Raw genomic sequence first — 19562 nt, 5'->3', positions numbered from 1 at the left:
CCCAAAAGAGTGATCAAATCGGTCTAAACGTGACGCGGATCACTTCGATGGGGCGCAGGAGGCTCTCGAAATGAGGGAAACGTCGAGCCGCGTCGCCCGTGGCGGTCTGGCGCCTGCCAGTAACTTCAGGGCCAGTTGGCCCGCCAGGCGCCCCTTCTCGGCCAGGGGTTGACGCACAGTAGTCAACGGTGGGTCGGACACCGAGGCTTCCGGCACGTCGTCGAAGCCGACCACCGACACGTCACCCGGCACGGAGAGGCCGAGGTCGCGGGCGGCTTGGAGTGCGCCGAACGCCAGTTGGTCCGAGGCGCACAGCAGCGCGCTCGGGCGAGGGGTGCGCGTCAACATCCACCGCGCCCCTTCACGACCGAGCTCGCGACCGCTGCCGCTCGCTTCCCACACCGGAACATTCTCCGCCGCGACCCCGCCATTCTCCAAAGCGTCGAGGTAACCCGTGAGGCGGTCGCGGCTCACCCGGAACGGGATCGAGGCGCGCCGCGAACACGAGACCGGGCCGCGGTAACCGTCCGGGTGCAGGGCGAATGTCAGGATGCCGAACCGGCTGTGCCCCAACGCGAGCAGATGTGAAGCGGCCAAACGGGCGCCGCCGGAATCGTCCACTTCGACACGAGCTGTGCCGGAGATTACTGGCTGGTCGATCACGACAAGCGGCAGTCCGCGGGCGGAAACGGCGGACAAGGCGGGTGCGGAGTCGGGCAGGGAGTAGGCGACGACGACGTCGGCCTGGGCGCGGGACACCGTTTCGGGGCGCGGGCCGCCGGTGTCGTTGCCCGGCATCAGCACGAGGCAGTGGTCGTGGCCGTCGACGGTGGACGCGAGGCCGTCGAGCACGATCGACAGCGACGGATCGGTGAACGCGACGGACAGGCCCTGCGGCAGCATCAGGCCGACGGCGGCGTTGCGGCGGGTCGCGAGGCTGCGGGCGACCGGGTCCGGGCCGGCGTAGCCCAGCGACCGGGCGGTCTCGAGGATGCGCGTGCGCAGCGACGCCGACAGCTGGTCGGGCCGGTTGTACGCGTTCGACACCGTCGCGCGGGACACCCCGACCGCAGAGGCGACGGTGTCCAGCGTCGGCCTGCGAGGTCGATCCGAGTCCACGCTCACACCCTAGAAGAAGCCCATACGGCTGGATCTACTGAAGCGCTTCAGTCATGCTGGAGGACATGGCCCGCCTCGCTGTGTTCGTCGTGTTCGTGCTGAACGGAGTCGTTTTCGGCACGTGGGCGGCACGCGTGCCCGCGCTGGCCACGCAGATCGGCGCGAACGAGGCGACGCTCGGGCTCGCACTGCTCGGCGCCAGCATCGGGCTCGCCGTCACGGCACCGATCGCGGCACGGCTGTGCGCGGCTTACGGTTCACGGCCGTTCATGCTCGGCAGCAGCTTCCTCAGCGTGCTCGTCCTGCCGCTGCTCGCGGTCGCGACGACACCGCTGCAGCTCGGGCTCGCGCTCGTTCTGCTCGGTTCGACGGTCGCGACGGTCGACGTGTCGATGAACGTCGGCGCGGTCGCGGTGATCCGCGCGTTGAAGCGTCCGCTGATGCCGCAGTTCCACGCCGGCTGGAGCTTCGGCGGGCTGCTCGGCTCGCTCGGTGCCGCGGCCGCCGCGCAGGCGCAGTGGAACCCGATGCGGCACTTCGTCACGGCCGGGGCGATCGGACTGGTCATGCTGCTCGCGGTCGCCAAGCACGCGCCCGGCGGCGTCGGTGAGAAGCACCGCGACGAGCCCGTCGCGCAGAAGTCCGTGCTGAAGAGCCCGGTGCTCTGGCTGCTCGCGAGCATCGCGCTCTGCTCGGCCATCGCGGAAGGCGCGTCAGCGGACTGGAGCGCGCTCTTCCTGGTGCGCGAACGCGGTCTGGGCGAAGCGGCGGCGGCGTACGCGTACGCCGGGTTCTCGATCGCGATGGCCGTCGCCCGCCTGTTCGGCGAACCCATCCAGCGCAAGGTGGGTCCGCACCGCCTGCTCGCGGCCGGCGGGGGAGTGGCGGCGACGGGTCTCGCGCTCGCCGTGCTCGTGCCGTTCCCCGCGGCCGGCTACCTCGGCTTCGGGCTCACCGGGCTCGGGCTCGCCTTCTCGTTCCCGGTCGTCATGGACCTCGCGAGCGACGTCGGCAGGCGCGCGGACGGCACCGGTGGCGAGCGCGAGCTGGGCCTGGTCACGACGATCGCCTACACCGGCTTCCTCGTCGGACCGCCGATCGTCGGCGGGCTGGCGCACGCCAGCACGCTCACCATCGCGCTCGGCTTCGTCGGCCTCGTCACCGCGTTGATCATTCCGGCGACGCTGCTCGCCCGTCAGGCGGGCAGGCGCTTCAACGCCGCGGAAGCCAGCGGGGTCAACGTGGCCGCGACCTTGTCCTCGGTCGCGCCGTGCAACGCGAGCGCGACGAGCAACGACCGCTCGGGGTGAACGGCGACGACCGCCGTGCACACCATGTCCGGACCCTGCTGCGTGCAGGTCAGCCACGTCGAGTGCTTCTCGACGAACACCTCGCGCCCGAGCCGCTGCTTCGCCTTCGCGTCCTGGTACGGCAGGTAGGCCGCCGTCACCACGGTGATCCCGGCGTCGCTGCCGTCGTTCAGCACGAACTGGCACGACTGCTGGATCCGGTCGTCCTGTCTCCTCGGCTCCCTCTTGTACGGCCCGAGCGGCTTGAGGTCGTCCTGCGTGAGGAACGTGCACGGATCGGCGCTCGCCACGGTGAACGTGGTCGGGATCTTGGGCCCTTCCGACGACGACGAAGGCAGCGCGCCGGGGGCGGGTGACCCCTGCACCGAGTAGGCGCAACCGGTCAGCACGAGTGCCATGAGCAGGAGGAGAACGGGACGAGAACGGCTCACGCCGATCAACAGTAGAGGTTGCGTACGCTCCAGACGTGGCAACCAAGCGCACCGGACTCGTCCCCCTCCTCGCCTGCGGTTTCGCCATCGCCGCGCTCGTCGCCGTCGGGCTGAGCACGCTCTCGGGCAACCAGCAGTTCGGCCTGCTCGTCGTGCGGGTGCTGACCGAGACGGGCGCGACCGTCTGCATCGGATCGCTGCTGCTCGCCGCGTTCCTGGTGCCACCGCGCGACTCCGGCACGCTCGCGCCCAGCGGGTACGCGGGGCTGCGCATGGCCGGCTGGTCCGCGCTCCTCTGGTTGCTGGGTGCCGTGCTGTCCGTGCCGTACACGACCGCGGACGCCGTCGGTCAGCCCGTCACCGAGCTGTTCGACCTCGGTGAGCTGATCACGACGGCCAGCCTGATCGAGCAGTCGAAGGCGTGGGCGATCACCGCGGTGATCGTGAGCCTCATCGCTCTCGGCTGCCGCCTGGTGCTGTCGTGGGGGTGGACGACCGCGCTGTTCTTCCTCGCGGTGTTCGCGCTCGTCCCGGTCGCGGTGACCGGCCACTCGTCCAGCGGCGGCGCGCACGACCTGGCCACGAACAGCCTGCTGTTCCACCTCGTCGCGGCCGCGTTGTGGGTGGGCGGGCTGATCGCGTTGCTGGCGCACGGCAAACGCGGGGGAGACCACCTCGCGCTCGCCACGACCCGGTTCTCCAAGGTGGCGCTGGTCTGCTGGATCGTCATGGCCGTGTCGGGCGTCGTGAACGCGTTCGTGCGCGTCTCGGTCGGCGACCTCTTCACCTCCACGTACGGCTGGCTGCTCGTCGGCAAGATCGCCTGCCTGCTGCTGCTCGGTGTCGTCGGCTACTTCCAGCGCGAGAAGAGCGTCAAGCAGGTCGTCGAAGGCTCGTCGAACGCGCTGCTGCGGCTCGCCGGCGTCGAGGTTCTGCTGATGATGCTGACGATCGGCCTCGCGACCGCGCTGAGCCGCACGCCTCCGCCCGCCGACTCCCGGCCGTTGCCGAGCTCGGTCGAGCTGAAGATCGGCTACGACCTGGCCGGGCCGCCCACGTTCGGCCGCATCCTGTTCGACTGGCGCTTCGACCTGATCTTCGGCACGGTCGCGCTCGTCCTCGGCGCGCTGTACCTGGCCGGTGTGCGCAGGCTGCGCAAGCGCGGCGACGCGTGGCCGGTCGGCCGGACGATCGCGTGGCTGGCCGGGTGCCTCGCGGTGCTGATCGGCACGTCGTCGGGCATGGGCCGGTACGCGCCCGCGATGTTCAGCGTGCACATGGAAGCGCACATGATCCTGTCCATGCTGGCGCCGATCCTGCTGGTGCTCGGCGGCCCGGTGACGCTGGCGCTGCGCGCGCTTCCCGTGGCGGGCAAGGAGAACCCGCCGGGGCCGCGCGAGTGGATCCTCGCGTTCGTGCAGTCGCCGGTGGCGAAGTTCCTGACGAACCCCATCGTCGCGCTGCTGCTGTTCGTCGGCTCGTTCTACGGCCTGTACTTCTCCGGGCTGTTCGACTCGGCGCTGCCGTACCACTGGGCGCACCTCGCGATGAACGCCCACTTCATCCTCGTCGGCTACGTCTTCTACTGGCCGGTGATCGGCATCGACCCCGCGCCGAACCGCCTGCCACCACTGGGAAGGCTCGGCCTGCTGTTCGCGTCCATCCCGTTCCACGCGTTCTTCGGCGTCGTGCTGATGAGCTCGCAGAACGTGATCGGCGAGGACTTCTACAACTCGCTGACGCTGCCGTGGGTCGCGAACCTGCTGGAGGAGCAGCGGCTCGGTGGCGGCATCGCGTGGGCGGCGGGTGAGATCCCGCTGCTGATCGTGATGGTCGCGCTGCTCGTGCAGTGGGCGCGGTCCGACGACCGCGACGCCCGCCGGATGGACCGCAAGGCCGACGCCGATGACGACGCCGACCTCGCGGCCTACAACCGCATGTTGCAGAAACTGGCTGAGCGCGAATCTAAAGCGGGCGGCGGAAACCCCTGATCGCGAACGCCGCGCCGATCACCGCGATCGTCAGGCTCGTGACGAGCGCGCCGACCACGCCGGTCACCGGCTGGGCGAGCGCGAGGCTGCGCGACGCGTCGACCGCGTAGGTGAGCGGGTTGACGTTCGCGACCGCCTGCAGCCAGCTGGGCAGCGCGGCCGTCGGCACGAACGCGCTGGACGCGAACATCAGCGGGAACATCGCCAGGAAGCCGATGCTCTGCATCAGCTCGGCGTTGCGCACCCACGCGCCGATCGCCAGGAACACCCAGCTGAGCGCCCAGCCGACCGCGAGCGCGAGTCCCATCGCCGCCAGCGTGCCGAGCACGCCGCCCGCCGGGGCGAACCCGAAGACGAGCACGCCGAACACGATCATCAGGAGCAGCTGGCCGCCCGTGCGCACGGAGTCGGACAGGTTGCGGGCCAGCAGGACCGTGCTGAGCCTGATGGGCAGCGAGCGGAAGCGTGCGATCACGCCGTCCTTCATGTCCGTCACGAGCCCGACGCCGGACTGCAGTGACGACTGCATCGCCGTGTTCACCAGGATCGCGGGCAGCAGGTAGTTCACGTACGTCATGCCCGGCGCGAAGTTCGCCGTCGACGTGATGCTGCTGAAGATCTGGCTGAACAGGGTCAGCATGATCAGCGGCTGCAGGATGCTGAAGAAGATCAGCGCGGGCGTGTTGAAGAACTTCCGCAGTGATCGGCCGGTCAGCACCATCAGCTGCGTGCCGTAGTTGGTGCCCTGCCAGGTCATCGTCGCCATTGGTTTCCCCCTCATGCCGCGGCGAGTGCCAGGTAGACGTCGTCCAGGGTCGGCTCGCCGAGCGCGATGTCGTGCACTTCCAAGCCGTTGTCGTCCAGCGCGCGGACGATCGTCGCGAGATCACGCGTCGCCGCGACGGGCGTGGTGATCGTGAGTCCTTCGGAGACCGGGTGCATGCCGATCTTCGTGAGCGCGTCGCACGCTGCGTGCACCTCGGACGCGGACTCGAGCGTCACGGTCACGGTGCGCTGGCCGACCTGCGCCTTGAGCTCGGCGCTGGTGCCGGACGCCACGACCTTGCCCTGCGAGAGCACGGTGATCGAGTCGGCCAGGCGGTCCGCCTCGTCGAGGTACTGCGTCGTCAGCAGCACGGTCGTGCCGTCGGACACGAGCTTCTCGACGATCTCCCACATGCCGAGCCTGCTCGACGGGTCGAGACCGGTGGTCGGCTCGTCCAGGAACAGCACCTCGGGCCTGCCGACGAGGCTCGCGGCCAGGTCGAGCCTGCGCCGCATGCCGCCCGAGTACGTCTTCGCCTTGCGCTTGGCGGCGTCGGTGAGGTCGAACATCTCCATCAGCTCGTCCGACCGCGCCTGCGCCTGGCGCTTGCTCGCGCCCAGGAGCCTGGCGATCAGCACCAGGTTGTCGAACCCGCTCAGCGCCTCGTCGACCGCGGCGAACTGCCCGGTCAGCCCGATGCGGCTGCGCACCTGGTGCGCCTGGTGCACGACGTCGAACCCGGCGACCTTCGCCTCGCCGTCCGTCGGCGGCAGCATCGTGGTCAGCAGGTTGACGAGCGTCGTCTTCCCCGCGCCGTTGTGGCCGAGCAGACCGAGCACGCTGCCCTTCGGCACCGTGATGCTCACGCCGTCGAGCGCGCGCACGTCGCCGAACGTCTTGCTCACGTTCGAAGCCTCGATCATGAGCTCACTCATCTTGTCCCCCTCTGGTCAGTGCTCCGTGCAGGAAGAGCTCGACGAGCACCGCCGGTTCCGCGGCCGTCTCACCCATCCCCTTGCCCTGCATGCGGTTCGTGAACACGAGTCCGAGCAGCAGCCGTGCCGCGTGCTCCGGGTCGACGCGGACCTGCTCGCCGTCGAACAGCTCCGCGACCGCCTGCGAGATGCGCCGCATCTCCAGCGGCGGGCCCTTGTGCTCGCCCGGCTTGTGGGCCGGTGGCTGGTAGCCCGTGTCGCGCAGGGCGCTCATCACGCCCCACATCCGGTCGAGGTAGCCCGTCACCGCGTCGATCGACTCGGTCAGCCGGTCGACCAGGCAGAGCTCGCGGGAGATCGCCGCGATGCGCTCGACCTCCTCGTCGGACTTCAACGCCTCGGTGATGCAGCTCGCGAGCAACTCGCTCTTGTCCTTGAAGACGCGGAACACCGTGCCCTCCGCGATCCCCGCAGCCGTGGCGATCTGGCTGGTGGTCACGTTGGCTCCGTCCTTGATCACCAAGGGGAGTGCGGCGTGGACGATCGCCTTGCGGCGGTCGTCTGCGCTCATGGCCGGCGCGCGGCGGCGGCGAGGTTCCTCGGACACCGCACCAGCTTATGAGTGAGTGCTCACTCATGTCAATGAGTGAGCACTCACTCAGTCGCGCTACCACACGGGTACGACAGTCCCGCGTCTGTCGGGGGCTGAAGATCGCGACTTGTCCACAGTCGTCGAGTTGTCCACATCTGCGCAGGTCAGGCCGCCGCCCGGCGATCCAGCGGTGCACGCTGGACCCAGCAACCCGAGGAGGACACCATGGCTTGGAACGAAACCCCGATCACCGTTGTTGGTTACGTCGTCGCGGACGTCACGCATCGCCAGACGAGCGAGGGTGTGAGCGTGTCGAACTTCCGCATCGCCTCGACCGAGCGCCGCTACAACAAGCAGACCCAGGACTGGGAGGACGGCGACCGGCTGTTCCTGGGCGTCGTCTGCTGGCGCAGGCTCGCGGACAACGCCAGTGCGACGCTCGCCAAGGGCGATCCGGTGCTCGTGCACGGCCGGCTGCGGAACAGGTTCCAGGAAGTGGACGGGCAGCGCCGTCAGTTCTACGAGATCGAGGCCGTCTCGCTCGGCGTCGACCTCGGCCGCTGCCACACCCTGCTCAACGCGCCCGATGCCTCCGCGCTCGTGGTTCCGCGCACCGAGGACGAGTCGGTGACGGTCGCGTGTCAGGCCGAGTCCGAGACGATCCCGTTCTGATGGAACCGATCTTCGAGCGCGTGAGTCGAGGTTCATGCCACATGCGAGTCGGCGATGGTGTGGTTCCGGCGTTGCGCCGATCGGGCAATCCGCGGCCCGGTGTGGCGGAACGCACCCGATCCGGCGGGCGTCCGGAGATGATGTGCACGTACAGCTATTCACGAAGGAGGGAAGGTCGAAGATCGGTGCCGGTGAGCACCGGTCGGCGAGAGTCGTTCACGTTCGAACGGAAACGGGCTGGTCACGCGACAAGGTGACGCCTGATCCGGGGGCCGGGAGCGCGATCACGCCGACCGAGGTCAGGAGCTTCCGGACGCCGCTCTACGATCGCGGCCATGGCCGAGTTCATCTACACCATGAAGAAGGTGCGCAAGGCGCACGGGGACAAGGTCATCCTTGATGACGTCACGATCATGTTCTACCCCGGCGCGAAGATCGGCGTCGTCGGTCCCAACGGCGCCGGCAAGTCGAGCGTGCTCAAGATCATGGCGGGGCTGGACACGCCGGGCAACGGCGAGGCCTACCTGTCCCCCGGTTACACCGTGGGCATCCTGCAGCAGGAGCCGCCGCTCAACGAGGAGAAGACCGTCCTGGGCAACGTCGAGGAGGGCCTTGGCGAGATCAAGGTCAAGCTCGACCGGTACAACGAGATCCTCGAGTTGCTGGGGACCGACTACTCCGACGAGCTGATGGAGGAGATGGGCAAGCTCCAGGAGGACCTGGACCACGCGAACGCGTGGGACATCGACTCGCAGCTCGACCAGGCGATGGACGCGCTGCGCTGTCCGCCGCCGGACGCGGACGTCACGAAGCTCTCCGGTGGTGAGCGTCGTCGCGTGGCGTTGTGCAAGTTGCTGCTCAGCAAGCCGGACCTGCTGCTGCTCGACGAGCCCACCAACCACCTGGACGCGGAGAGCGTCCTGTGGCTGGAGCAGCACCTCGCCCAGTACGCCGGTGCCGTCCTCGCCGTCACCCACGACCGGTACTTCCTCGACAACCTGGCCGAGTGGATCCTCGAGATCGACCGCGGTCAGACCCACCCGTACGAAGGCAACTACTCGACCTACCTGGAGAAGAAGGCCGAGCGTCTGGCCGTCCAGGGCAAGAAGGACCAGAAGCTGCAGAAGCGGCTCAGGGACGAGCTCGACTGGGTGCGGTCCGGTGCGAAGGCGCGCCAGGCCAAGTCCAAGGCCCGCCTCGACCGCTACGAGGAGATGGCCACCGAGGCGGAGAAGACCCGCAAGCTCGACTTCGAGGAGATCCAGATCCCGCCGGGCCCGCGTCTGGGCAACGTCGTGGTCGAGGTCGACAAGCTCAAGAAGGGCTTCGGCGACCGGGTCCTCATCGACGGGCTGTCGTTCACCCTGCCGCGCAACGGCATCGTGGGCGTCATCGGTCCGAACGGTGTCGGCAAGACGACCCTGTTCAAGACCATCGTCGGTCTCGAGCAGCCGGACGACGGCAACGTGAAGATCGGCGAGACGGTCAAGCTGTCCTACGTCGACCAGAACCGCTCGGGCATCGACCCCAAGAAGAACGTGTGGGAGGTCGTGTCCGGCGGACTCGACTACATCCACGTCGGCAACGTCGAGATGCCGTCGCGCGCGTACGTCAGCGCGTTCGGCTTCAAGGGGCCGGACCAGCAGAAGCCGGCGGGCGTGCTCTCCGGTGGTGAGCGCAACCGGCTGAACCTGGCGATGACCCTCCAGCAGGGTGGAAACCTGATCCTGCTGGACGAGCCGACCAACGACCTCGACGTCGAGACCCTCGGCTCCATGGAGAACGCGCTCGAGCAGTTCCCCGGCTGCGCCGTGGTCATCTCGCACGACCGGTGGTTCCTCGACCGCGTCGCCACCCACATCCTCGCGTGGGAGGGCACGGACGAGAACCCGTCCGCCTGGTACTGGTTCGAAGGCAACTTCGAGGGCTACGAGAAGAACAAGATCGAACGCATGGGTGCTGAAGCCGCTCGGCCGCACCGTGTCACTTACCGCAAGCTGACACGCGACTGAGGGGCAGGACAGCTACGTCGTGGCGGCCAGGGGCGAGACGCAGGTGGACGTCGAGGTGAGCGCGCTGGTCGTGCCCGCCTGGCGGCTGCGTTGGCAGGCACCGGAACTCGCTCTGGTGCTCGGCGAGCGCGCTCTCGCGCTCGCCGCTTCCCGCCGCGACGAAGCTGACCGGCTCAAGGCTGAAGCGCTGGTGGTGTTCGCCAGCAACCGGATCGGCCGCGGTGTCCGCATCGCCGACCGGGCGCTGGACGCGCTGAAGGCCGCCGAGACGGCGGCCGAGCACCAGACGGCGTGGCTGTTGCGCATCGAGCTCGCCGGGTGCGCCCGGTCGGTGGGAGCACCGCTGACCGGGTTCGCCGCGGTGCGGCCCGTGCTGGAGGCGCAGGGCGTGCCGTACGCCCTGCGCGCCGCGGCACTGGTCGAGGCGAGCGAGTGCATCGTGACCGTCGGCCGCGGCGACGAGCCCGCGTACGCGCTCAACGAGGCGGACCGGCTGTACGCGGCCGACACGATCCTCGACTCGGATACGAAGCTGCTGCTGCGCGGACTGCTCCGCGCGGTGTCAGCCGCCCAGCTCCGCCGGTGGGGCGACATCCCCGCCGCGATCGGTGCCGCCCGCGAGGGCCTGGACCTGCTCAACCAGGCCGACCCCGCGGCGGACAGCGGCCAGGCGCGCGGACGCCTGACCCTGGAACTGGTGTGCGCGTTGATGGACGCGAACAAGCTGTCCGACGCCAGCCAGGCGGGCGGCCCGCTGCTGGAACGCCCGGTGCGCGCACCGTCGGCGTCGACCGCGGGCTGGCTGCGGCTGGCGCTGGCGACCCGCGTGCACCTGCCCGCGGGCCGCATCAACGTCGCGCGCGAAATGCTGCGCGAGGCGGCCTCGAGCGCCGAACGCCACCAGCTGGACACCCTGCTCGCCGAGAGCCTGCTGGCGCTCGCGCACGTGCACGAGGTGTCCGGCGAACTGACCGACGCCCTCACGAACCTGCGCGCGGCACACGCCGCGGAACGCCGCCGCGCCCGCGCCGTGTACTCGGTCAGGGCCCGGCTCGCGGCCGAGTTCTCCGGCGTGCACCGCCAGCCGTCGAGCCTGCACCAGCAGCTGGCTGACCTGCTGCGTTCCGACGGCGGCCCACCTCGCCCGCCGGCGGCCGACGAGGCGCTGCCCGCCGACCTGAAGCAGCAGCTGCGCCAGTGGCGCCCGGTCCAGGTGCGCAAAGGCGAGGGCCTGAAGGTCAAGCGAGTGCGCCGAGCTGCCGAAGACATGACCGTGGAAGGATTGTCAGCGGCACGTGCGCACGCAGCCGACCGCTGGCGCATGGTGCAGCCATTCGGCGAACCAGAGGACAAGGCATCCGACTCGGTGGATCAGCAACCGTCCGACCGCACCGTCCCCGCAGCGGGCCTCATCGCGTCGGCAGGCGCGATGATCAGCGGCCGCCGCCGCGCGGCCAGAGTCGCCGCGGGCGACGTCGACGACGACAGCGCGCAGACACCTGAGCTCGAGCCGCCCGCCGCGCCCCAGTCGGAGAGCGTCATGGACATGCTCAAAGCCGCCGGCCTGCGCCAGGGCGGCAGACGCCGCGCGAAAGAACCCGACGAGGACTCCGCTGAGCCCCAGCAGTGGCGCGTCGAGGCCCCCGCCCACCTCCGCTCCGCTGAACCCGACGAGCCGGCGACCCCGGACCCGCTGACCCCGGACCCGTTGCCGCACAACTACTTCGAGCCGACGACGGCCGTCCAGCCGGTGGTGGGCCCGGACGGCCTGCCGTCCCGCCCGCCGCGCTCGTCCTACACGACGCCCTACGGCCAGGAACCGGCCGAGCCGCACATCGACCCACCCGCCTCGGCCCGCCCGTCCGGCCTGGCAGCGGCGTTCGCGCACGGGCCGTCCGACGACTCCGACGCGTCACCCGCCGACACTCCGACCTTCGGGTCGCCGTCGGGTTTCTCTGGCCTGGGCGCCGCTTTCGGCCAGAGCGACTCGGGAGCCCGGTCGGACACCCCGGCCTTCGACTTCGGTCGAACGCCTGACACAGAGGATTCGCGCACCGCCGGGCCGACGCCCGACTTCGGACCGCCGCAACCGAGCACGACCCCTGACGAACAGGGCTACGACTTCGGGCGCGCGCGGCCGGACCCGAGCCCCGACGCACAGGGCCCCGGCTCGAGCTTCGACTTCGGCCGCGAGCAAGCGAGCCTGAATCCAGACGCACAGGTGCCCGACTTCGGCCGCCGAGCAGAGGAAAATCGTTCCGCCGGGCCGGGCGTCGACTTCGGTCGCGTGTCGGAGGACTCGCGTTCTGATGGGTCGGGCTTTGATTTCGGTGGTGCGTCGGAGGACTCACGTTCCGACGGCCCGAGTGTCGGCTTCGGCCGTGCGTCGGACGAGTCGCGTTCCGATGGGTCGGGTGTTGGCTTCAGTCGTGCGTCGGACGATCCGCGTGCCGATGGCCCGAGTGTCGGCTTCGGCCGTGCGTCGGAGGACCCGCGTTCCGGCTGGCCCGGCGCCGACTTCGGCCGACCATCGACGGACTCGTCCGCCGGCGGTTCGGAGTTCGAGGCGCCGGCTTCTGACGTGCCGAGCTTCGAGGCTCCGGGCTCGGATCCGTTCGGCACGCGGGCGCGTTTCGAGGCGTTGGCGTTCGAGGCACCTTCCGACGAGCAGCCCAGTGGGTTCGAGGCACCGCCGGTGGGGCGTGCCGGTCGTCGTTCGTCCGGGTTGGCGGCGGCGTTCGGTCGTCAGCCGGGCGAGCAGGAATCGGCATTCGGCGAGCCTGCGAGCCGCATCCCCGCCCCGCAGCCGGAACGCGAGACCGAACCAGAACCCGAGCCCGTCAAGCGCCCGGTGCCGGAGCCGGTCCCGGAGCCACCCGCACCCGAGCAGCCGCCCGTGCCGGACCCGGTGCCGTCGGTGCCGGTCCCGGACGAGGTCCCGACGCCTCCGGAGCCCGACCTGCTGTCGAGCTCGTTCCTGAGCTCCGCGGACATCGAGGACGAGCCCCCGGCCACCTGGCAGCCCTTCGGCCGCGACTCGGACACGCCCCAGTCGGACTGGGTGCAGGTCGCGCAGCCAGAAGCCTCTGCCTCCTCGGCGTCCAGTGGCTTCGGGACACCGGAGTCGGCGTACTCGCAGCCGGGAGGGGACCAGCTGGGATACACCGAGCTGGGTTATGCCCAGTCGGGATACGCCCAGCCCGGAGTAGACCAGCCTCAGCAGCCGTGGCAGGTGTCGGCGCCGCCCGGAGCCCAGGCGGCACAGGCACGACCGGATGCGTTTCAGCCCGAGCAGGCGCGGCCGGATCTGGCTCAGCCAGGACAGTCGCCGCAGCCGGGGCAGTACCAGAGCGGTGCCTCGTTCGGCCTGACCTCGCCGACCCGGTCGGATCCGGGGCAGCCGGGACCGGCTCAGCTGCCGGACGCGGCCCAGGCCGGACAGACCCCAGGCCAGTTCGGGCAGCCCTACTCGGCCCAGGCCGCGCAGGCTCAGCCAACCTTCGGTCAGCCCGCAGAGGCTCAGCCCACTTTCGGGCAGCCCACGCTGGCTCAGCCGACCTTCGGCGAGGCCGAACAGCCTGAGCCGACCTTCGGTCAGGGTGTGCAGGCTCAGCCCACGTTCGGTCAGGGTGTGCAGGGTCAGTCCACGTTCGGTCAGGGCGTGCAGAGTCATCCGACCTTCGGTCAGGCCGCGCAGCCGGAGCCGACCTTTGGTCAGGCCGCAGAGGCCCAGCCCACGTTCGGTCAGGGTGTGCAGGGGCAGTCGACCTTCGGTCAAGCCGCCGAGGCTCCGCCCGCTTTCGGTCAGGCCCCGCAAGGTCAGCCGACCTTTGGTCAGGCCGCAGAGGCTCAGCCACCCTTTGGTCAGGCCGCGCAGCCAGAGCCGACCTTCGGTCAGGGCCCGGAGGGTCAGCCCACCTTCGGCCAGACCACGCAGCCTCAGTACGACCCGGCCGCCCAGCCCCAGTTCGGCACGAGCCAGGCGCAGCCGGCCCCAACGACGCCCGCCCAGTTCGACGCGGGCCATGGCGCGCAGACGCCGGACCCAGCTCAGCCCACGCCTTTCCTGCTCAGCGCACCCCAGAGCGGGCACAACACCCCGGACACCGCACAGGGCACACCCGGCCAGCCCGTCACGAGTCCCGGCGCGCCCCAGCCCGCCCCGGCCGAAGCGGTGGCGAAGGACCCCAGCCTGCCCAGCTCACGACGCAGGTCGAGCGACATGGGCCTCGCCGAACTGCTGGCCGAGGCACTGGTGGCCTACGAGACGGGCAAGAGGGACGAAGAGCAAGAGGAGCGGGACCCGGAGTCGACGGGCCCGATCACACCGGTGGGACAGCCGACCGACCAGCCCGCCGAGCTGCCCGTCGACCAGCGCTTCGACCAGCGCGCCGACCGGCCGGCCGAGCTGCCCACCGACCGGCCCGCCGCGAATCCGGTCGAACCAGCGATTCCGGACACCGAGACAACGGGCCCCATCCGGCGTGTCGAGGAGTCCCCGTTCGGTGGATGGACACTGCCCGGCTCGTGATCGCTTCCCCAGCGCAACCCGCAGCGCAAACTCCAGCGCTTCCGAGCGCTTCCACCATGCGGATCGCGCGCGGTGTGACACGATTCAGCCCACGATTCAGAGGTTAAGAACAGCTCAACCTGTTGCCGGTGAATGGCATCTCCCCCTCTAGGGTGGAGCCGGACCCGGCACACAGAGGTGCCGGATAGCGTGGAGTCGCCTGAAGATGACCTCGACTGGAGCCCCGATCCGATCCGACGCCCCCGAGGGGGAGAGTCGACCGGCCAGTCCCGAGCAGGTCCGTGACGAGCTGATCGAACGGGCCGCCGCCAATGCCCCTGAACTCACCGACCTCATCCGCCTCTACTACCGCCACGTGCCCGCCGAGGAAGTCAACGACGACGACCCGGTGGACCTGGTCGGTGCGGTGCGGTCGAACTACCAGCTCGCCGAGAGCCGGGTTCCTGGTCGCGCCGGTGTGCGCATCCTCAACCCGACGCGGGCGCACGACGGGTGGAGTTGTCCCGTCACGGTGGTGCAGGTCGTCACGGACGACATGCCGTACCTCGTCGACTCGGTCGCCAGTGAGCTGACCCGCGGCGGGGTGCAGGTGCAGCGGGTCGTGCACCCGATCGTCGTGGTGCGCCGCGACCCGGTGACGGGGCAGCTGCAGGAGGTCCTGCCGCAGGCCGACCCCGCGGCGCCTCCGGTGGACGCGCTGGCCGAGTCGTGGATGTACATCGAGGTCGACCTCATCACCGACCCCGATCGGGCTCGTGAGCTCGAGACGCGGCTGCACACCGTGCTGACGGACGTGCGCGAGGTCGTCGAGGACACCGACAAGATGGCGGGCACCGCGCTGCAGCTCGCGGACGAGCTGGAGAAGCGCGACTCCGAGGAGACCACCGACGGCGCGAACCTGCTGCGGTGGCTCGCGAACGGGCACTTCACGTTCATGGGGTACCGGCAGTACGAGCTGGTGCGCGAGGACGGCGACGCCGCGCTGCGGGCCGTGCTCGCGAGCGGGCTCGGTGTGCTGCGGCAGGACAGCCTCGCGGCGCGCAGCCTCACCGCCGGGCCGGACGCGGGCGCGCAGGCGCTCAGCCCCGAGCTGCTCGTCCTCACCCAGGCGAGCGCGCAGAGCAGCGTGCACCGCAGCGTCTACCCGTACTACGTCGGCGTGAAGACGTTCGACGACGAGGGCAACGTGACCGGTGAGCACCGGTTCCTCGGCGTCTTCAGCACGACGGCGCTGCACGAGGACGTGCTCGACATCCCGGTGATCGAGCGCCGCGTGCGCGACGTCATCCACCGCGCGGGCTTCCCGCTGCAGTCGTACTCGGGCCAGCGGATGCTCGAGGTCATCCAGAACTACCCGCGCACCGAGCTGTTCTCGGTCGACGCGGACACGCTGTACCAGACGACGACGGGCGTCATCGCGCTCGCCGAGCGCCGCCGGCTCCGCCTGTTCCTGCGGCGCGACCCGTACGGCCGGTTCTTCTCGTGCCTGGTCTACCTGCCGCGCGACCGCTACACGACCACCAGCCGCCTCGCGATGCAGGAGGTGCTGCTCGCCGAGCTCGGCGGCGTGAACCTCGAGTACAGCGCGCGGATCGGTGAGTCGGCGCTGGCTCGGGTGCACTTCATGGTGCACACGGACCCGAACCGCGCGACCGAGCCGGACACGCAGCACATCCAGAACCTGCTGGCCGAGGCCGTCCGCAGCTGGGACGACCGCATGGTCGAGGCCGTGCTGGGCGACACGGGCGAGCTGGGCACCGAGTCCGCCAACGAGCAGGGCCAGCGGTTCGCCGCGGTCTTCCCCGAGGCGTACAAGGAGGACTTCCCGGCCAGCGACGGCCTCGAGGACTTCCGGCGCATCGAGTCGCTCGCCGAGAGCGACCTCGACATGGTGTTCTACGTCCCGGAGGACGCCGAGCCGGGCGAGCGGCGGTTCAAGCTCTTCCTCGCGGGCTCGGGCATCACGCTGTCGGACGTGCTGCCGATGCTGCAGCGCATGGGCGTGATCGTCGTCGACGAACGGCCGTACGAGATCACCCGCGACGACGGCGTGCAGTGCTGGATCTACGACTTCGGGCTGCGCATCGACCAGTCGACGCTGGACCAGATCGCCGAGGGCGACCTGGAGAGCGTCCGGCAGCGGTTCCAGGACGCGTTCGCGGCCGTCTGGCGCGGCGAGGCCGAGGTCGACCGGTTCAACACGCTGGTGCTGCAGGCCGGGCTCACCTGGCAGCAGGCCGCGATGCTCCGCGCGTACGCGAAGTACCTGCGCCAGGCGGGCACGCCGTACTCGCAGGACTACATCGAGGACGCCGTACTCGGTCACACGAACGTCGCGAACGCACTGGTCGACCTGTTCGAGGCCAGGTTCGACCCCGCGCTGGACGAGAGCACGCGGGTGAGCCGCACCGAGGCGCTCAGCACGGACATCGGCAAGCTGATCGACGACGTCACGAGCCTGGACGCGGACCGCATCCTGCGCAGCCTGCTGACGCTGATCAACGCCACGCTGCGGACGAACTACTTCTACCGCGACGCGGACGGCAACCGCCGCCCGTACCTCGCGGTGAAGCTGAACCCGCAGGCCATCGGTGACCTGCCGCAGCCGCGGCCGCGGTTCGAGATCTTCGTCTACTCGCCGCGGGTCGAGGGCGTGCACCTGCGCTTCGGCTCCGTCGCACGCGGTGGCCTGCGCTGGTCGGACCGCCGCGAGGACTTCCGCACCGAGATCCTCGGCCTGGTCAAGGCGCAGGCGGTCAAGAACGCGGTGATCGTGCCGGTCGGCGCGAAGGGCGGCTTCGTCGTGAAGCGCCCGGCGCCGGTGACGGGCGACCCCGGCATCGACCGCGAGGCCTTCATGACCGAGGGCATCGCCTGCTACAAGATGTTCATCTCCGGCCTGCTCGACCTGACCGACAACCTCATCACCGGTGAGGTCGTCCCGGCACCGCAGGTCGTGCGCTACGACGGCGACGACACCTACCTCGTCGTCGCGGCGGACAAGGGCACCGCGGCGTTCTCGGACATCGCGAACGGCGTGTCGGAGAGCTACGGCTTCTGGCTCGGCGACGCGTTCGCCTCCGGTGGCTCGGTCGGCTACGACCACAAGGGCATGGGCATCACCGCCAAGGGCGCGTGGGAGAGCGTGAAGCGCCACTTCCGCGAGCTGGGCGTCGACACCCAGACCGAGGAGTTCACCGTCGTCGGCGTCGGCGACATGTCCGGTGACGTGTTCGGCAACGGCATGATGCTGTCCGAGCACATCCGGCTCGTGGCCGCGTTCGACCACCGGCACATCTTCATCGACCCGAACCCGGTCGCCGCGCCGTCGTTCACCGAGCGCGTCCGGCTGTTCAACCTCGGCCGCTCGTCGTGGGACGACTACAACCGCGAGTTGATCAGCGAGGGCGGCGGGATCTTCCCGCTGACCCTGAAGGCGATCCCGATCAGCGAGCAGGCGCGGACGGCGCTGGGCCTCCCGGCAGGCGTCGAGAAGCTGTCGCCGCCGGAGCTGAAGAAGGCCATCCTGGCCGCGCCGGTCGACCTGCTGTGGAACGGCGGCATCGGCACCTACGTCAAGGCGGCGTCCGAGACGCACGCCGAGGTCGGCGACAAGGCCAACGACTCGGTCCGCGTCAACGGCGCCGACCTGCGGGTCAAGGTCATCGGCGAGGGCGGCAACCTGGGCCTGACCCAGCGCGGCCGCATCGAGTTCGCGCGCACCGGCGGCAAGGTCAACACCGACGCGCTGGACAACTCGGCCGGTGTCGACTGCTCCGACCACGAGGTCAACATCAAGATCCTGCTCGACCAGCTCGTTCGCGAGGGCAAGCTGGACCAGCAGCAGCGCAACGAGGTCCTCGCCGAGATGACCGACGAGGTCGGCGAGCTCGTGCTGGCGGACAACTACTCGCAGAACGAGGTGCTCGGCGTCAGCCGGGCGCACGCGGCGCCGATGCTGTCGGTGCACGCGCGCCTCGTCGCGGACCTCGAGGAGCGCACGGACCTCAACCGCGAGCTCGAGGCGTTGCCGAGCTCCGTCGAGTTCAAGTCGATGGAGAAGAACAACGAGGGCCTGACGTCGCCCGAGCTGGCGACGCTCCTCGCGCACACCAAGCTCGACCTCAAGGAGCAGGTGCTCGCGAGCGACCTGCCGACGATCGACACGTTCACCCGCATGCTGCCCGACTACTTCCCGAGCCTGCTGCGGGAACGCTTCGGCGACGCGATCCCGAACCACCCGCTGGCCAGGGAGATCATCACGACCGTCATGGTCAACGAGGTCGTGGACGGCGGCGGCATCTCCTACGCCTTCCGGCTGGCTGAGGAGATGAGCGCGTCGGCGACGGACGCGGTGCGCGCGTACGCCGTGACCACCGCGGTGTACGACCTGCAGAACATCTGGCGGGAGATCCAGGCGCTCGACAACGTCGTGCCGACCGGGATCCAGGACGAGCTGGTGCTGGAGACCCGGCGCCTGCTCGACCGCACGTCCCGCTGGCTGCTGTCGAACCGGCCGCAGCCGCTGCCGGTCGGCTCCACCATCAACCGGTTCTCCGGCGTGGTCGGCGAGCTGTCGCCGGAGGCGTTCGACCTGCTGGCCGGCCGGGAGTACGAGGTCGTCGCGGACAAGGCCGAGCGCTTCATGGCGGCGGGCGTGCCCGCCGAGCTGGCGCGCAAGGTGTCCGCCCTGCTCTACATGTACGGCCTGCTGGACGTCACCGAGATCGCCGAACTCGCCGAGCGCGAGGTCGGTGCGGGCTCGGGGTTCGGGCCGGAGCGGACGCACCGGGAGACCGCGGAGCTGTACTTCGCGCTCTCGGACCACCTGGAGATCGACCACATGCTCGACTCGGTGACGACGCTGGAGCGCGGCAACCGCTGGCACGCGCTGGCGCGGCTCGCGTTGCGCGACGACTTCTACTCGTCGCTGCGCGCGATCACGCTGGACGTGCTGCGGCAGAGCGACCCCGGTGACACGGCGGCCGAGAAGATCGCCAAGTGGGAGCAGGTGAACGCCTCGCGGCTCAGCCGGTCGCGGTCGGCGCTCGACGAGATCAACCGGGTCAACACGCTGGACCTGGCGACGCTGTCGGTGGCGGCCCGCCAGATGCGGAGCATGGTTCGCTGATGTGCCTGGGGGCGGCCGGGTGACCGGCCGCCCCCGAGGACTCAGTCATTTTCCGAGTCGGGCACTCGATAA

11 protein-coding genes are annotated in these 19562 nt (G+C 70.0%); 6 read left to right on the top strand and 5 right to left on the bottom strand.

Features of this window, described 5'->3' with window-relative positions:
- Positions 1-39 precede the first annotated feature (39 nt).
- A complete protein-coding gene (locus FKR81_RS17100; RefSeq protein ID WP_146353037.1) occupies positions 40-1119 on the bottom strand; it encodes a LacI family DNA-binding transcriptional regulator in 1080 nt (359 codons plus the stop codon).
- A gap of 65 nt (positions 1120-1184) precedes the next feature.
- On the opposite strand from FKR81_RS17100, the gene FKR81_RS17095 reads away from it, so the two are divergent.
- Positions 1185-2429, top strand: a complete 1245-nt coding sequence (locus tag FKR81_RS17095; RefSeq protein ID WP_146353036.1) for an MFS transporter — start codon at positions 1185-1187, stop codon at positions 2427-2429.
- On the opposite strand, the gene FKR81_RS17090 is transcribed toward FKR81_RS17095, so the two are convergent.
- Entirely contained in the window at positions 2315-2860 is a 546-nt protein-coding gene (locus tag FKR81_RS17090) for a DUF3558 family protein (protein ID WP_146353035.1), read from the bottom strand. The two genes, FKR81_RS17095 and FKR81_RS17090, sit on opposite strands and share 115 nt — an antisense overlap.
- 35 nt (positions 2861-2895) lie before the next feature.
- On the opposite strand from FKR81_RS17090, the gene FKR81_RS17085 reads away from it, so the two are divergent.
- Positions 2896-4851: a cytochrome c oxidase assembly protein gene (locus FKR81_RS17085; RefSeq protein ID WP_146353034.1), complete on the top strand. Its 1956-nt coding sequence runs from the start codon at positions 2896-2898 to the stop codon at positions 4849-4851.
- On the opposite strand, the gene FKR81_RS17080 is transcribed toward FKR81_RS17085, so the two are convergent.
- From FKR81_RS17080 to FKR81_RS17070, 3 genes are read right to left on the bottom strand one after another with little or no spacing between them, the layout of a single operon-like run.
- Positions 4826-5617 carry an ABC transporter permease gene (locus FKR81_RS17080; RefSeq protein ID WP_235921590.1) on the bottom strand — a complete coding sequence of 264 codons (792 nt, stop codon included), beginning with the start codon at positions 5615-5617 and terminating at the stop codon, positions 4826-4828. The two genes, FKR81_RS17085 and FKR81_RS17080, sit on opposite strands and share 26 nt — an antisense overlap.
- 11 nt (positions 5618-5628) lie before the next feature.
- Positions 5629-6552, bottom strand: coding sequence for an ATP-binding cassette domain-containing protein (locus tag FKR81_RS17075; protein WP_146353032.1), 924 nt, complete (start codon positions 6550-6552; stop codon positions 5629-5631).
- Positions 6545-7159: a TetR/AcrR family transcriptional regulator gene (locus tag FKR81_RS17070; protein WP_146353031.1), complete on the bottom strand. Its 615-nt coding sequence runs from the start codon at positions 7157-7159 to the stop codon at positions 6545-6547. Before FKR81_RS17070 ends, FKR81_RS17075 begins: the two co-directional genes overlap by 8 nt.
- 210 nt (positions 7160-7369) lie before the next feature.
- On the opposite strand from FKR81_RS17070, the gene ssb reads away from it, so the two are divergent.
- The 4 genes from ssb (at position 7370) to FKR81_RS17050 (ending at position 19490) form a co-directional block, all read left to right on the top strand.
- Positions 7370-7816: a single-stranded DNA-binding protein gene (gene ssb / locus FKR81_RS17065; RefSeq protein WP_146353030.1), complete on the top strand. Its 447-nt coding sequence runs from the start codon at positions 7370-7372 to the stop codon at positions 7814-7816.
- 335 nt (positions 7817-8151) lie between these two features.
- A complete protein-coding gene (ettA, locus tag FKR81_RS17060; RefSeq protein WP_146353029.1) occupies positions 8152-9828 on the top strand; it encodes an energy-dependent translational throttle protein EttA in 1677 nt (558 codons plus the stop codon).
- Positions 9829-9847: 19 nt separating this feature from the next.
- A complete protein-coding gene (locus FKR81_RS17055) occupies positions 9848-14359 on the top strand; it encodes a hypothetical protein (RefSeq protein ID WP_146353028.1) in 4512 nt (1503 codons plus the stop codon).
- A 205-nt stretch (positions 14360-14564) separates the two neighbouring features.
- Entirely contained in the window at positions 14565-19490 is a 4926-nt protein-coding gene (locus FKR81_RS17050) for an NAD-glutamate dehydrogenase (RefSeq protein WP_146353027.1), read from the top strand.
- Positions 19491-19562: the final 72 nt, after the last annotated feature.

Source organism: Lentzea tibetensis, from assembly GCF_007845675.1.
Lineage (GTDB): Bacteria > Actinomycetota > Actinomycetes > Mycobacteriales > Pseudonocardiaceae > Lentzea > Lentzea tibetensis.
The sequence above is the reverse complement of the archived record's forward strand: the minus strand, read 5'-3'. Positions and strand labels throughout refer to the sequence as shown.